The sequence below is a fragment of the Oceanisphaera profunda genome, from assembly GCF_002157895.1.
GTDB classification, from domain to species: Bacteria; Pseudomonadota; Gammaproteobacteria; order Enterobacterales; family Aeromonadaceae; genus Oceanimonas; species Oceanimonas profunda.
The window spans coordinates 394,037-408,983 of sequence record NZ_CP021377.1; the positions used below are offsets into that span (position 1 = coordinate 394,037).

Annotated in this window: 10 protein-coding genes and 1 tRNA gene; 5 read left to right on the forward strand and 6 right to left on the reverse strand. The window is 49.3% G+C overall.

Features of this window, described 5'->3' with window-relative positions; translation table 11 throughout:
* Positions 1 to 71: 71 nt before the first annotated feature.
* Positions 72 to 2,702, reverse strand: a complete 2,631-nt coding sequence (topA, locus tag CBP31_RS01710) for a type I DNA topoisomerase (protein ID WP_087034590.1) — start codon at positions 2,700 to 2,702, stop codon at positions 72 to 74.
* A 367-nt stretch (positions 2,703 to 3,069) separates the two neighbouring features.
* Here topA and astB point away from each other — a divergent pair, with 367 nt between their 5' ends.
* A complete protein-coding gene (astB, locus tag CBP31_RS01715; RefSeq protein ID WP_087034591.1) occupies positions 3,070 to 4,467 on the forward strand; it encodes an N-succinylarginine dihydrolase in 1,398 nt (465 codons plus the stop codon).
* Positions 4,468 to 4,710: 243 nt separating this feature from the next.
* Here astB and sohB read toward each other — a convergent pair whose 3' ends face one another.
* The gene (gene sohB / locus CBP31_RS01720; RefSeq protein ID WP_087034592.1) at positions 4,711 to 5,733 is read right to left on the reverse strand and encodes a protease SohB; all 1,023 of its coding nucleotides are present in this window, start codon (positions 5,731 to 5,733) and stop codon (positions 4,711 to 4,713) included.
* 206 nt (positions 5,734 to 5,939) lie between these two features.
* Between sohB and CBP31_RS01725 the strand changes: the two genes are divergently transcribed.
* From CBP31_RS01725 to CBP31_RS01735, 3 genes are all read left to right on the forward strand, one after another.
* Positions 5,940 to 6,701: a YciK family oxidoreductase gene (locus tag CBP31_RS01725; RefSeq protein ID WP_087034593.1), complete on the forward strand. Its 762-nt coding sequence runs from the start codon at positions 5,940 to 5,942 to the stop codon at positions 6,699 to 6,701.
* Between the two features lie 73 nt (positions 6,702 to 6,774).
* On the forward strand, positions 6,775 to 7,653 hold the full coding sequence (locus CBP31_RS01730; RefSeq protein WP_087034594.1) for a LysR family transcriptional regulator: 879 nt from the start codon (positions 6,775 to 6,777) through the stop codon (positions 7,651 to 7,653).
* Positions 7,654 to 7,857: 204 nt separating this feature from the next.
* Positions 7,858 to 8,994: a MalY/PatB family protein gene (locus CBP31_RS01735; protein ID WP_087038571.1), complete on the forward strand. Its 1,137-nt coding sequence runs from the start codon at positions 7,858 to 7,860 to the stop codon at positions 8,992 to 8,994.
* 435 nt (positions 8,995 to 9,429) lie between these two features.
* Here CBP31_RS01735 and CBP31_RS01740 read toward each other — a convergent pair.
* Positions 9,430 to 9,520 (reverse strand) — tRNA-Ser (locus CBP31_RS01740).
* 377 nt (positions 9,521 to 9,897) lie between these two features.
* Between CBP31_RS01740 and CBP31_RS01745 the strand changes: the two genes are divergently transcribed.
* On the forward strand, positions 9,898 to 10,476 hold the full coding sequence (locus tag CBP31_RS01745; protein ID WP_087034595.1) for an HPP family protein: 579 nt from the start codon (positions 9,898 to 9,900) through the stop codon (positions 10,474 to 10,476).
* Positions 10,477 to 10,794: 318 nt separating this feature from the next.
* Here the strand turns inward: CBP31_RS01745 and CBP31_RS01750 are convergent, their stop codons facing one another.
* The 3 genes from CBP31_RS01750 to pgm form a co-directional block, all read right to left on the reverse strand.
* The gene (locus CBP31_RS01750) at positions 10,795 to 11,625 is read right to left on the reverse strand and encodes a hypothetical protein (RefSeq protein WP_087034596.1); all 831 of its coding nucleotides are present in this window, start codon (positions 11,623 to 11,625) and stop codon (positions 10,795 to 10,797) included.
* 225 nt (positions 11,626 to 11,850) lie between these two features.
* The gene (locus CBP31_RS01755; RefSeq protein ID WP_087034597.1) at positions 11,851 to 12,975 is read right to left on the reverse strand and encodes a succinylglutamate desuccinylase; all 1,125 of its coding nucleotides are present in this window, start codon (positions 12,973 to 12,975) and stop codon (positions 11,851 to 11,853) included.
* Between the two features lie 271 nt (positions 12,976 to 13,246).
* Positions 13,247 to 14,890, reverse strand: a complete 1,644-nt coding sequence (gene pgm, locus CBP31_RS01760; RefSeq protein WP_087034598.1) for a phosphoglucomutase (alpha-D-glucose-1,6-bisphosphate-dependent) — start codon at positions 14,888 to 14,890, stop codon at positions 13,247 to 13,249.
* Positions 14,891 to 14,947: the final 57 nt, after the last annotated feature.

A 14,947-nucleotide genomic window follows, 5' to 3' on the forward strand; every position in this document is an offset into this window, starting at 1 on the left:
CAGGGTGTTCATAACGTTTAACGTACAGCGCAGAACGTAAAAGGCCAGCGCAATGCGCTGGCCTAATGAGTTTACTTCTTACCTTTCTGAGCTTGTACCCACTTGCCATCTATATAATGGGCGGTCCAGCCGGTGGCTTTTTTCTCTATTTCCGTCATCACGTACTGCTCTTTATTCTTACGGCTATAGCGCACGACTGCTTTGTTACCCTCGGGATCCTTAACGGGCGCCTCGGTCAAATAAGTGAACTTAGGCGACAGTCGGTCTTTAAACTGCACCAGCTCTTCCACTAAGGGCGCACGGGTTTCACGCGATTTAGGAAAGTTGCTGGCCGCCATAAAGATACCGGCCGCGCCATCGCGCAACACAAAATAGGCGTCAGACTGAGTACAAGGTAATTCGGGTAAATGTACCGGATCTTCTTTGGGCGGTGCCACGTCGCCATTTTTCAAGATCTTACGGGTATTTTTACACTCTTCATTAGTACAGGCCATGTACTTACCGAAGCGGCCATTTTTCAGCTGCATTTCAGCTTCACAGCGATCGCATTCAATCACAGGACCGTCGTAGCCTTTAAGCTTAAATTGCCCTTCTTCCAGCTCATAGCCATCACAGTCGGGGTTTTGGCCACACACATGGAGCTTGCGCTTATCATCGATAAAGTAGGCATCCATGGCGGTGCCACACTTCTCACAGCGGTGCTTGGCACGCAGCGCATCGGTTTCGGCTTCTTCGTCGTTCGCCAGTACAAACTCATCACCGGGCACCAAGTTAATGGTTTGCTTACAGCGCTCTTTCGGCGGTAAGGCATAGCCTGAGCAACCTAAAAACACGCCGGTGCTGGCGGTACGAATGCCCATGTCTCGGTCACAAGTGGGGCACTTGATATCGGTGATCACCATTTCATTGGCACGCATGCCGCCCTCTTCTGCTGGGCGCTCAGCGTTGGCTAACTCTTCGGTAAATTCTGCGTAAAAGGCGTCCAGCACTGTGGTCCAGTTCAGCTCGCCGTGAGCGATTTCATCGAGCTTACTTTCCATTTGCGCCGTGAAATCATAGTTCATCAGCTCGGCAAAACTTTCTTGCAGACGATCGGCGACTATCTCACCCATTTTTTCCGCATAGAAACGGCGGCTTTCTACTTTCACATAACCACGGTCTTGAATGGTGGAAATAATAGCCGCGTAAGTCGAAGGTCGACCGATGCCGCGCTTCTCCAGCTCGCGCACCAGTGCCGCCTCACTAAAGCGTGCGGGTGGCTTGGTAAAGTGCTGCTTAGGATCCAGCTGCTCAAGCTTAAGGGTCTCGCCTGCTTGCACCGCTGGCAGCACCGTATCTTCACCTTTGCGGCCTTTAGCGGCTTCTTGAACCTTGGTCCAACCGGCAAAGCGTAAGATGCGCCCACGGGCTTTTAAGTCGTAATCACCGGCGCGCACGGTAATGGTAGTGCTGTCATACAAAGCCGGCGTCATCTGGCAGGCCAAGAATTGGCGCAAAATTAAATCGTATAAGCGCTTGGCGTCCGCTTCCATGCCATTGAGCTCTTCGGCACTGATGGTCACATCGGACGGGCGGATCGCTTCGTGGGCTTCTTGAGCATTGGCCTTGGCACTGTAAACAACCGGATTTTCTGGCAGGTAATCGGTGCCGTATTGCTGCTCGATAAATTCCCGGGCGCTGGCCACCGCCTCTTGGCTTAAGTTGGTGGAGTCGGTACGCATATAGGTGATGTAGCCGGCTTCATACAAGCGTTGGGCCAACATCATGGTACGTTTTACACCAAAGCTTAAGCGGGTGCTGGCAGCCTGTTGCAAGGTCGAGGTAATAAAGGGCGCCGACGGTTTGCTTTGGGTGGGCTTATCATCACGCGATACCACTTCAAAGCTACTGGCCTTGAGTGCAGCCACCGCCGCCATGGCGTCGGTTTCATTATCGGGCTTAAATTCTTTACCTTTAAATTTCGCCACCGCCATCGACAGCGCTAGTTGTTCGGTGTTGCTGAGCTGGGCTTGAATATCCCAATATTCTTCGGGGACGAAGGCTTTAATTTCACGCTCTTTTTCCACCAGTAAGCGCACCGCTACCGATTGTACGCGGCCTGCGGATAAGCCACGGGCCACTTTCTTCCACAACAGTGGCGATACCATGTAGCCAACCACGCGGTCTAAAAAGCGGCGGGCTTGCTGGGCGTCCACACGAAACTGATTGAGCTCAGAGGGCTGGCTAAAGGCTTCTTGAATCGCAGACTTAGTGATCTCGTTAAATACTACCCGCTTAAAGCGCGAATCGTCACCGCCGATCAGCTCTTTCAGGTGCCAAGCAATGGCTTCCCCTTCGCGGTCCAAATCCGTTGCGAGATAGATGGTGTCGGCTTTTTCCGCCAATGCTTGTAACTCGGTGACCACCTTCTCTTTACCCGGCAATATTTGATAATTTGCCTGCCAGCCGTTGTTCGGGTCTATGCCCATGCGCGCAATCAAGGCCTTTTGGTCTTTTTGCGCTTTCAACTTGGCTTTCTGCTCGGGGCTCAAGGATTTAGTATCAACTTTTTTAGCCGGCGCTTTTTTTGCTAGCGCCGAGCCAGAGGTTGGCAAGTCACGCACGTGGCCGACACTGGACTTAACGATAAAGTCTTTGCCCAGATATTTGTTGATGGTTTTTGCCTTAGCAGGCGATTCCACTATTACCAGCGATTTACTCATAAAGCGCGTTTCTATCCTTCAGGTCTGGCCCCAAAATGGGGTCCGGCGGCAAGGTGATAACGGCTGTATAAGTGAAAATGCCGTGAAATGCAAACTTGCCCGGAAAAAATGAATTGAATTTATATGTACTTATTAACACCTTGATACCAACAGGAATCAACCGGTTTTTTAGTTATGCTGACTGTTCGTCCGCTTTTTATGCATTATGTGGCTTGGCTTTGCTGATGTGCCCAACAGCCAAGCATATGCTGTTAATGTTAAGTTACAACTCATATAGAAAGCCACCTATAATGGCGCAAAGACTAAAAGCCGCCATGTTCAGCACTTATATTAAGCATTCGCACGCACTGATTTAAGGAGCCAGCCTATGGCACTGCAAGCGCCACAGAGAGACAAAGCACTGTCATTTGAAGCCAATTTTGATGGCTTAGTGGGCCCCACTCACAACTACGCGGGCCTGTCTTACGGCAATATTGCCTCACAAGGTAGCGCACAAGCGAGCTCAAATCCAAAACAAGCCGCGCTACAAGGCTTACAAAAGATGAAGAGCTTAAGCGATTTAGGCTTAATTCAAGGAGTATTAGCGCCTCAAGAGCGCCCCGATGTGCATACCCTGCGCCAGCTTGGTTTTAGCGGCACTGACGCTCAAGTGCTAGACAAGGCCTATCGCGAAAACCCAGCATTATTGGCCGCTTGTAGCTCCGCCTCCAGCATGTGGACCGCCAATGCGGCCACCGTATCCCCCAGCGCCGACACTCAAGATAATCGGGTGCACTTTACGCCCGCGAATCTTAATAATAAGTTTCATCGCGCCATTGAACATCCCGTTACCGGTCGTATCTTGAGTCGGATATTTAATAATGATGAGTATTTTTGTCATCATCCTGCGCTACCCAGCCAAGACGCATTTGGCGATGAAGGAGCCGCTAATCACACTCGGCTGTGTACTGATTATCACCAACCGGGACTTGAGCTGTTTGTATATGGGCGCAGCGCCTTTAATCCGCACTTACCCGCGCCCCAACGCTATCCGGCACGCCAAACGCTGGAAGCTTCGCGAGCCGTGGCTCGATTGCACGGTTTGAGCGAACACAACACGCTGTTTATTGCCCAAAACCCGGCCATTATCGACCAAGGGGTGTTTCATAATGATGTGATTGCGGTGGGCAATCAAAACGTGCTGTTTTTTCATGAGTCGGCGTTTTTAGACAGTAAAGCTACGCTGGCCGCCATTCAAGCCAAGTTGCCAAGCTCTGGGGTAAAGAACACTGAGTTAGCAAACAATGAACTCTATTTTATTGAAGTCAGTGAAGCAGATGTGCCACTGGCAGATGCCATCAGCAGCTATTTATTTAATACCCAAATTGTGACCATAAGCCCCGGTCATATGGTGATTATTGCACCGTTAGAATGCGCCCACACGCCCAGCGTTAGCGCTTATCTGGATAAGCTACTCAGCCTTAATACGCCTATTAAAGACGTGTACTTTATGGACGTAAAACAAAGCATGCGCAATGGCGGTGGCCCCGCTTGCTTACGGCTGCGGGTAGCACTAAATCAAGCGGAATTAGCGGCCACTAACCCCGCCTGTTTACTGGACGAGGTGCTCTTTACGCGACTCAATAGCTGGGTTGAAACACATTATCGGGACCGATTAAGCGTCAGTGATTTGCGCGATCCCAACTTGTTGCAGGAATCACGCAGCGCGCTGGATGAGCTCAGCCAAATTCTAAACTTGGGCAGCGTGTATGAGTTTCAGCGGTGAAACATCGCGCCGAGCGCCCTGCGCCAAGCACCCAGCTAAGGCATAATGACAAACATTAAAGATTTCTCGCCACGGAATCCACGGAACGCACAGAAAAATTAACATGATGACTAAATGCGAATGTTTAAGTTAAGACTTCCTAAATCATAGGCTTTTTTTCGCTTTTGACCTATCTCTACGTCCGTGGTTTCCGTGCTGTTTATAGCAAAGAGTCGTGGCAAAAAGAGCTTTTATCTTTGTTGATTAACTAAACGGGCGTTGGGCGGCGGAGATGAATTTTAGTACCGCACGGCTGATACCGAGTTCTACCGCTTGGGTGAGCTTTTCTTTGAGATTTTTCTTCGGCTGATAATGCAGGCGGATCACCCGCTTATTGTCGCTTTGGCTGAGCAAGTACTCACTGCTGGTCGACAATTCATCCACCAAGCCTAACTCAAGGGCATCTGTGCCCAACCAGTGCTCGCCGGTGGCGACTTTTTCCAGTGCCAGTGCGGGGCGATTCACGGCGATAAAGTCTTTAAATCTATGATGGATCACTTCCAGCTCTTCTTGAAACTTAGCGCGACCCGCATCGTCATTTTCACCAAATAACGTCAAGGTACGCTTGTAGGCGCCCGCCGTGTGCAGCTCTACGTCTATGTCTTTATTTTTCAAAAATTTATTAAAGTTAGGCATTTGGGCCACCACGCCAATGGAGCCGACGATGGCAAAAGGTGCGGCAATAATTCGCTCGGCCACACAGGCCATCATATAACCGCCACTGGCAGCCACTTTATCTACCGCGACCGTTAAGTGCAGACCGTGCGCCTTAATGCGAGCCAGCTCGGCCGCGCCTAAGCCATAACCGTGTACCACGCCGCCACCAGACTCCAAACGTACCAGTACGTCATCGCCCGCCTTGGCCAATTGCAATAAGCCGGTGATCTCTCGGCTTAAGCCACTCACTTCATGAGCGTCCATGCTGCCATTAAAATCCAACACATAGAGACGTGCTTTATCATCACTGGCTTTCTTGTCGGCCTTAGCCACGGCTTTAAATTGTTGTTTTAACTGCTTGCGCTCATGATCATTAAGCGCACAAGCTAGTTGTAATTGTTGGCTTTGTTGGCGTAAGTCGGCGCTCACATCTTCCAGCACCAGCCGATTAGCACCGCGCTTTTGTTTGGTCGCAGCAGTAGTAATTAAGGCAATAACAAAGCCTATGGCCAGTACAAAGGTCAGGGTTTTAGCGGCAAACAGACCATAATGGTAAAAAAAATCTAACATGAGGTTTCCTTGAGACAGACATAAAGCCTAATGAGGCCCATTGTAAAAGCCTTGGCCCAGAACACCAACGGTCATTTTGCTTATCAGCCTCTTAAGCGGCTGATAAGGCAGTATTGACTCGTCATTTTTGCTCGTTAACACTAGCATCCCAGCCCAGAGTCTGGTTTGATCCCACTATTACCTGTTATTAAGAGAACTCAGCTCAGATGCTCGATTATCATGCAGCCCCGGATTTACTCGCCAATAAAGTCATTTTGATTACTGGCGCAGGCGATGGCATTGGTCGCCAAGCGGCCCTTCATTATGGTGCCCACGGCGCCACCGTAATACTGCTCGGCAAAACGGTGAAAAAACTGGAAGCGGTTTACGATGAACTGCTCGCTCAAGGTAGCCCAGAGCCAGCCATTATTCCGCTGGATTTAAATGGCGCTACTAAAAATCATTATCAAGACTTGGCAGAAACCCTAAAGCAGCAATTTGGTCGCTTAGATGGGGTGCTATTTAATGCTAGTCATCTGAGCGTATTGGGCCCGTTTGAAATGATCGGCGAAGATGAGTGGGATCAGGTGATGCAGGTTAACCTAAAGTCACAGTTTTTACTGACTCAAGCGTTATTGCCCTTGTTAAAAGCCACGCCCGACTCATCCATTGTTTACACCAGCTCAGGCGTGGGTAAACAAGGTCGTGCTTATTGGGGCAGTTATGCAATTTCAAAATTTGCCACCGAAGGCATGATGCAAGTGCTGGCCGATGAGCTAAGCAACAGCTCAGTGCGCGCCAACTGCATTAATCCCGGCGCCACGCGCACCGATATGCGCTCTCGTGCTTATCCGGGTGAAGATCCGATGAGCTTGCGCACCGCCGCTGAGATTATGCCGCTGTACTTGTATTTGATGGGCAAAGACAGCCTCACCGTCAACGGCCAATCCCTCGATGCCCAACCTGATAAAGTACAACGTAAAGCCTAAGACCGGCATAGGATCTAGGTCTTAAATTTACTTACCGATGCGAGAGCGGATGTTTAAAACACAAGGAAAGTGTATGTATCGTCCTAAGAGTACGCTAGAGCAGTGGCGCATTTTTCAAGCCGTGGTCGATCATGGCGGTTATGCCCAAGCCGCCGAGATACTGAACAAAAGTCAGTCTTCGCTCAATCATGCGGTGGCCAAGCTGCAACAAGGCTTAGGCATTGCCCTGCTTGAAGTAAAAGGGCGTAAAGCCTATCTCACCCCAGAAGGTGAGGTGTTTTTACGCCGCTCACGCCAATTAACACAAGGCATAGAAGAGTTAGAGCTGCTTGCGGATGTGCTAGCCAGCGGCTGGGAGTCTTTGCTGCGCATAGTGGTGGAAGCCTCACTGCCGCGCCAACCTTTGTACCAAGCGTTAAGTGATTTCTCCCAGCGCTCTCGCGGTTGTCGTATTCATTTAATTGAAGCCCAACCCGCCGGTTGTCAGGCGGTGATCACCAAGCAAGCCGCCGACATGGTATTTGCCAGCCAGACTTATGCGGGTGTGACCTGTTTACCCTTATTGACCACGGTTTATGTGCCGGTGTGTGCGCCTGAGCACCCGCTGACTGGGCTTAATGAGGTCACCGCTTACGATTTAGACTCGGAGCTGGAGCTAGTACTGGCCGAAGGCAAAGAGGCAGAACAAGGCTGGGAGCGCGCCAAGCAGCGCTGGGTGATCAATCACTTACACGATACGCTGTCTTTATTACGCCGCGGGGTGGGCTTTGCCTGGCTACCATTAGAAGTGGTCACGCCGTTATTGGAAGCTCGATTACTGATACGGTTACCGATGGCGAACCAAGCGTTACGCAAACGCTTTACCCACCTTATTTTACCGCACGCCACCCCACCAGGTCCTGCGGCCAGCCTACTGCTAACCTTGATCCGCCAGCATTACACTGCCGCCTAAGCTGCTCGCTCACGTTAGATTTCGCGTCTTTTATCTTAGCCTTAACCTATCCCCTTTTAGCCTCATTTCGCCTACTACTTGAGCCTCCTAACGGAGCCTCAGCTCAGGCATAGTCTTGCCAGCGGCCAATGGCTTCCTTATGCTGAAGCCCTTACTTTAGCCCAAGGAACCCCCATGCTTAACAGTCCGGAGTGTAAAACCCCCGTGTTTGATTTTGATCAGCAGATAGACCGTCGCCCAACGCGCGCCTTAAAATGGCTTAAATACGAAGGCACAGACATTTTGCCCATGTGGGTCGCAGATACTGAGTTTAAGGCGCCACCGGCAGTCATAGAGGCCCTCGCTAAGCGGGTTGAGCATGGCATCTTTGGTTATAGCCGCCCTAGCCCACAATTAACTGAGCTTATCATCCAGCGCATGAGCGATCGCTATAACTGGAAAATTGAAGCTGACTGGCTAGTTTATATGCCAGGTGTAGTGCCAGCGCTGAATTTAGCCTGTGAAACTTTTACTGAGCCTAACAGTAATATCATTACCGTTAAGCCGATTTACTATCCATTTTTACACGCACCAGGCTTTCACGGCCGCAAAGCCGCTTATGTAGACATGGTAGAAGTTGATGGCCGTTGGTTACTGGATTTAGCGCAGTTAGAAGAGCAAGCCAAGCACAGCGACTTATTTTTACTGTGTAATCCCCATAATCCGGGCGGCACTATTTATACCGAAGCAGAACTGCTGGCCATTAATGAAATTGCCGCGCGTCACAACGTGATTGTGTGCTCTGATGAAATTCACTGTGACTTGTTGCTCGACGAAGGTAAACCGCATATTCCGTATGCCGCCCTAAACGAGGATGCGGCTAATCGCAGTGTGATTTTAATGGCACCAAGCAAGACCTTTAACATTGCCGGTCTGTGCTGCTCATTTGCCATTATTCCTAATCCTGAATTGCGCCAGCGTTTCACTCGCGCAGCGCGCGGCATTATGGCCGATGTGAACTTATTGGGCTTTGTGGCCGCCGAAGCCGCCTATCAAGACGGTGACGATTGGTTGAGCGCCCAGTTGGTCTATTTACGCCAAAACCGCGACCTGCTGGTAGAGCGTCTAAATCAAGTGCCGGGCGTTAAAGTGTTATCACCAGAAGCCACTTACTTGGCCTGGATTGATATCAGTGGCTTAGATCTTGAAGATCCGATTGGCTTTTTTGAACAAGCGGGAGTGGGCGTCTCCTCGGGCGGCCAGTTTGGTGGCAGTGACTTTATTCGTTTGAACTTTGGCTGCAGCCGGGCCATGTTAGAAGAAGCCTTAGATCGCATGATTAGCGCCATTAACGATCGTTAAGTTAGCAAGCCACAACAGAATGCCGTCTCGCTTACCTAGCTAGGCGGCGTTTTTATGAGAAATATCAAGGTATACGCGGGGCGTGCTGCGACTGGCGTTGCTTTCTTATGTATGGCTTAAATGCTCCTAAAAAACCGCGGCAAACCATACCTACGCGGAGCAGAGAAGCGAGATCTCGCGAAGCATGACGGTGAAATTACAGCGGCTTTAGGGGTAGTTTGGTAGATAAGATCCGACGTTGTCGGATTGCACGGCTAAAGCACGTGCCTACATTCGAGCACTCTGCTGATATTTATTTCTCTATCTTTGACTTGGTGCTTGGTGCTTGGTGCTTGGTGCTTGGTGCTTGGTGCTTGGTGCTATATTTTCCTCACCCCTCACAGATTTAAAACACAAAAAAGGCCTTGCTTTGCAGCAAGGCCTTTTTCGTTTTTATGGCGGAGGAGCAGGGATTTGAACCCTGGATGGGCTATAAACCCATGCCGGTTTTCAAGACCGGTGCATTCAACCACTCTGCCACCCCTCCGAACGAGATGAATAATACTGATAGCGAGGAGCGCTGTAAATAGCTAAATGTTCAACTGCTGGCTAATGCAGCAGTTTTACAGTTTTTTAAGTTTTAACGCTCAAAAAACAGACTTGTCGATAGAATATCGCCGTCGTTAAGCCACTTATTAAATAATAAACCCTGCCAAAACCGCCTCCTTCGCCTTAAGAGCTTTATGGCTAACTATGGCTTGGCATGGCTAACGCTCGACTCGCCGCGCAGATTCGCCATATCGCAGCCAGCTCTAAGTTATGCCAATAAGAGTTGTAGGCGCGGCTTTTATTTTAGTTGCATTTTGAATACAATTTTAACTCTAGCTGTATCCACTTACCGCATCACTCTTTTATTGAGGTTCTATGCATTTTAAACATCGACTGCGCGATGCAACGCTCGCCGGACTCGCCGCGTTCACCGCCGTAATCGTGCTGAGCTATCTGAAAAACTGGACCCACTTTATGGTGCTCAGTGCCCCCCTAGGCGCCACCTTAGTGCTGTTGTTGTTACTGCCGTCAGCGCCGCTTTCTCGACCTAAACACGTGATTTTAGGGCATCTGTTAACCACAGTGCTGTCTGTGATTGGCTTAAAATTTATTCCCGATCCCATGATTGGTTTAGCCGTTTGCTTTGGCTTAAGTTTTACCTTAATGGTGCTAACTGACACTCTGCATCCGCCCGCTGGTGCCAACCCTATTTTGATTTACTTAGCGGATCCTGAGTTAGTGCCGCTGGACTTTATCTTGCCTACTCTGTTCGGCACCTTATTTATGGTCGGCTTTGCCAGTGTCTATCACTACATTTTTACTCATAGACGCTACCCTTTTGGCCCCAAGGTGCCCAAAGCCAGCAAGGTAAACGAAGCAGTAAGTTCGGCTGAACCGAACACTGCAAACGCAGTTAGCCCTAGCGCAGAAAGCCGCATTAAAGAGTCTTCATAACTTGCTGTTAATAACTACTACCAAGCATTAAATTTAAGAAGGATGAGGCGTTTGCCTCATCCTTCTTTTGTTATCGCCCTTCCAACTCTTAAGCACTTACTGCCAACTAGCTTCCCTCTACCTTTAGCCACATGTAGGCGAACACTTGTTCTCGCTACGCCGTCGGCGTAAATCATGATGGCAACGACAGCAACTAGATGCTACGAATCAGCTCAGTTAGGCACCCTTATCAATTGAGCACATACGCAAAAAGAGCGCCTAAGCGCTCTTTTTTAAACTAACCGTTAATTCCGGTTAACGGTTATTCAATCTATTAGCTTAGAAATGCCATTCTAGATTGAACGTTGGCGCATGCGTATCAACGCCGGGCGCACCTGTGATACCAAACTTGTTGTTCCAGTATTCGTAACCCACACCAGCCCAAACAGTATTACTCTTGTTAAATGCTAGCTGACCTACGTCGACCATCAGAGATGCACGCACTAACTGCTCATCTGTAGTGCCTTTACCCTTGGCTGTGTTGTAGTTACCAAAGCCTTGGAACTTCATCGGTACCGGACCGGCTTGGAACGGCAGTCCCCAGCTCAGGTTATAGACAGTGTAGTCATTAAAGGTAATGTCTTCTGGATTGTTGAACGCGTTATGGTTGCGCTCATGAGCGTACAGTACACTGAAGTCTAGGAAGCCCTTAGGCACATCAAACTTCAGAGTAGGACCCACTACCAGCATCTGTTTGCGAGGAGCTACAGCTGTGTTTTTGGTGTTCAAATCAAAACCAGCAGTCAAAGCGACTTCTTTTACCGGACCAAAACTGAAATCACGATCAAACACCTTACCCAAGTGCAGCTGATGACGGTATGTCACATAGGCTTCGAAAGCTCCGTCGTTCGAGGTTCCATTGGCTGGATCATTTTCATCGGACTGTAACAAATCAACGTTAAAAAAGTTCTGACCATAGTCATAGCCGCTAGCATGAGTCAGACTCAAGATATGTTTTTCAACATCATTACTGTTAAAAGGTTCAGTAAAATCAGAACCATAACGGTAGCCAACAAAAGTATCGGACCAGTTAGCTGCGCTAACTGATGGGGCAGCTACGGCCATGGCCAGAGCAGAGACGGTTAAAATGCGCTTACTAATTTGTTTCATTCGTGATTCCCTTACATAGTCAAAGTGCGACGTCCTGATTTTTATATTTAAACGGCGTCAGCAGTGTGCATTCGGTTGTAACTTAAGACACAAAAATGATGCCACAGAGCGACACCAAAAAGCTACATTTTGTTCACAAAAAGTTGCTATTAATGACGACAAAACTACAGAGCGTGATCCAGCGCAAGCTTTGCAGTGTTATTTTTTCGTTGATTTCATCATACCTTAACACAACATTTTATCAGTTAATTCAGTAACTACCGCCATTAACGCTGCTCTATGGCCGAGTGCCACCTGCGCATTGGGAAACACGACGGCTTCCTCTTGTTCCGCCACACGCCACTGGCGATCTCCGTCTGTTGCTAACAAAGCATCGGGTGAAAATCCGCTAAAGTTAGCTACATCGTCGGAAAAATGAAAACAAAATTGTGTACTGTGCTTCGTGATTTCTTGGCACACTTGAAACACGCGAAGATCTGTTAAAGCGAAGTGAGGTGGCTGCCAACTAGGCTCACTGAGCTCTGCGGTTAAGCATTGCTGCAATCGGTCTAAGCGCCCCATCTCGTTCTGGCCAAAGGGCATTACCTTGCCGAGCTCTATCGTTAAAGACTGCGCACCAAACTGCTGAGCACTGAAGCAGCTGAAGGTAGGCGCCGGCGCATGTGACAGTAATAAGGTGTTAATGTCGGCCGCAGCTAAAAAAGCCAATAAGTCACGGGAATAGGTGTGAGATGCCATATAAGGATACACGGCAAACTGTTCATACTTTGAAGGGCGGATCGCAGTGTGTAAGTCATAGTGCAGCCGTTTAGCGCCGCTGCGAGCCTGATAAAAACGCGCCATATACTGTTCAAGCTTGGCCGCTCGCACTCGTTCTTTATTCACCGCAGTTTTTTTTACGACCGCTTTATTTATGACAGCTTTATTTGCCCCTGCTTTATTGGCCAGAGTCCCGTTACTCTCAAGCTGTTGGCCATGCTGACCACAAAAAAGTCGATTGAGATTATCTTCCACTTCTCGCACCGCTAAATTCATGGCCTCTAAATTGCCAAAAATAAGTAATAAGCGCTGCGCGCAGACTAATCGACCACTGACAATGTCGGCCAACAGCCGTTCACACATTTCGATGGGCGCTGTTTCATTGCCGTGAATGCCACAAGAGATAACGATATCTTTATGCGCCGCTTCATTCTTAGCCCCCTTAACTGTAGGTGCGGGCTCCACACAGAGTACGCCGCTGTCCCACACTTCAATACGTCCTCCACTGGCGAGCGGTGCACTAAAGGGCGCTAAACCATCGGGATTAGCGCGACTAAGTGTTAAAAAGTCATTAAGCAGGCGGGTATTCATGAGGCCTCCGATACAGAGAAAAGCGCTCTCGCTAAAAAATACACAGAGATAGAAGGAGCGAAGATTAGGGAAAAAATGAGGAAAAGCTAAACAGACCAAAACACGAAATCTTAGTCCAACGGAAAATCGGTTACTGTGCGCAGTAAGTCCAAAGACGATATTTATCTTTAACCTATGGCGCACAGCGTAAAGCGTAATGAAAAAGCACAGAGATTAGGTACTTATTATCCCTACGCCTCACCATTTACGCCTCTCCCCTCACGGCTTTTAACTACACGCCGGCCTTGGCAAACGCGGCATTAACCAGCGCTTGGGCTTCGGCAATCAACAAGTCTAAATGCTCGGCACCGCGAAAACTTTCAGCGTAAATTTTATATACTTGCTCGGTACCACTGGGGCGAGCGGCAAACCAGCCTTGCTCGGTGACCACTTTTAAGCCGCCAATGGCAGCTCCGTTACCTGGCGCCGTGGTTAAACGCGCAATAATAGTATCTCCGGCTAAGGTTTGTGCTTCAATCACATCCGGATTAAGGCTGGCCAAAACCTGCTTTTGCGCCAAGCTGGCAGGCGCATCCACCCGTTTATATACCGGCTCACCTAATTGCTCGACTAAGTTGGCGTAATAAGCATGAGGCGTAAGACCGGTCACGGCTAAGATCTCAGCGGCCAATAAAGAGGGAATAAAACCGTCTTTATCAGTACTCCACACTTCACCATTTTTACGTAAAAATGACGCACCGGCACTTTCTTCACCAACAAAGCCCAGCTTGCCGGCCAATAAATCTTGCACATACCATTTAAAGCCTACCGGCACTTCCATTAAGCGGCGGCCCAGTTGTGCGGCTACTCGGTCAATCATGGAAGACGAGACTAACGTCTTACCCACGGCAAGGCTTGCGGGCCACTCAGCTCTATGGGTAAACAAATAATGAATGCACACCGCCAAATAATGGTTGGGGTTCATTAAGCCTTGGCTATCAACGATACCGTGACGGTCATAATCTGGGTCATTGCCACAACTGATATCGAAGTCATCTTTAAGTGCCAACAGATTAGCCATGCTGTAAGGGCTTGAGCAATCCATGCGAATTTTACCGTCATGATCAAGGGTCATAAAAGCAAAAGTCGGATCTTGGCTGGGGTTAACTACGGTAATATCGAGCCCGTAACGCGCGGCGATATACGGCCAATAGGCCAAGCCTGCGCCACCTAAAGGGTCAATACCGATACGAATGCCGGCCTTTTTGATGGCCGCCATGTCGATAACGTCGCCTAATTCGGCCACGTAATGCTCGATATAATCAAATTCCACCGCTTGGGATAAAGCTTGGCGGATTGATTGGCGACGAATGCCCTCACCTTTGGCCGAAATTAACTGATTGGCTCGGTCTTGGATCCAACCGGTGGCGTCACTGGAAGCAGGACCACCATCGGCACCGTTGTATTTAATGCCACCGTCGCGGGGCGGATTATGCGAAGGCGTGATCACGATACCGTCGGCCAAGTCGTGAGGATGGGCGCGGTTATGATTTAAAATGGCGTGAGAAATCACCGGCGTCGGCGTATAGCCGCGCTCCGTTTGAATTCTCACTTCTATACCATTAGCAGTGAGCACCTCCAACGCCGAACCCCACGCGGCCTCAGACAAAGCATGGGTATCCATGCCTAAATATAAGGGGCCAGTCAGCTCTTGTAAGTGGCGATACTCACTAATGGCTTGGCAAATGGCGTGAATATGGGCTTCGTTAAAGCTCACATCCAGCGCACAGCCTCTGTGACCTGAGGTGCCAAAAGCAACCTTTTGCTCCACAAGACTGACATCGGGTGTTAATTGGTAATACGCCGCCATTAAACGCGGCACATTAATAAGTTCGTCCGGATTGGCGCGCAGGCCCGCTCTGGGGTGTGTGCTCATTGCTTTCCTTATTTTACAAGTCCATGTTTACACATGCGTGTTTGCACTGTCGTATTT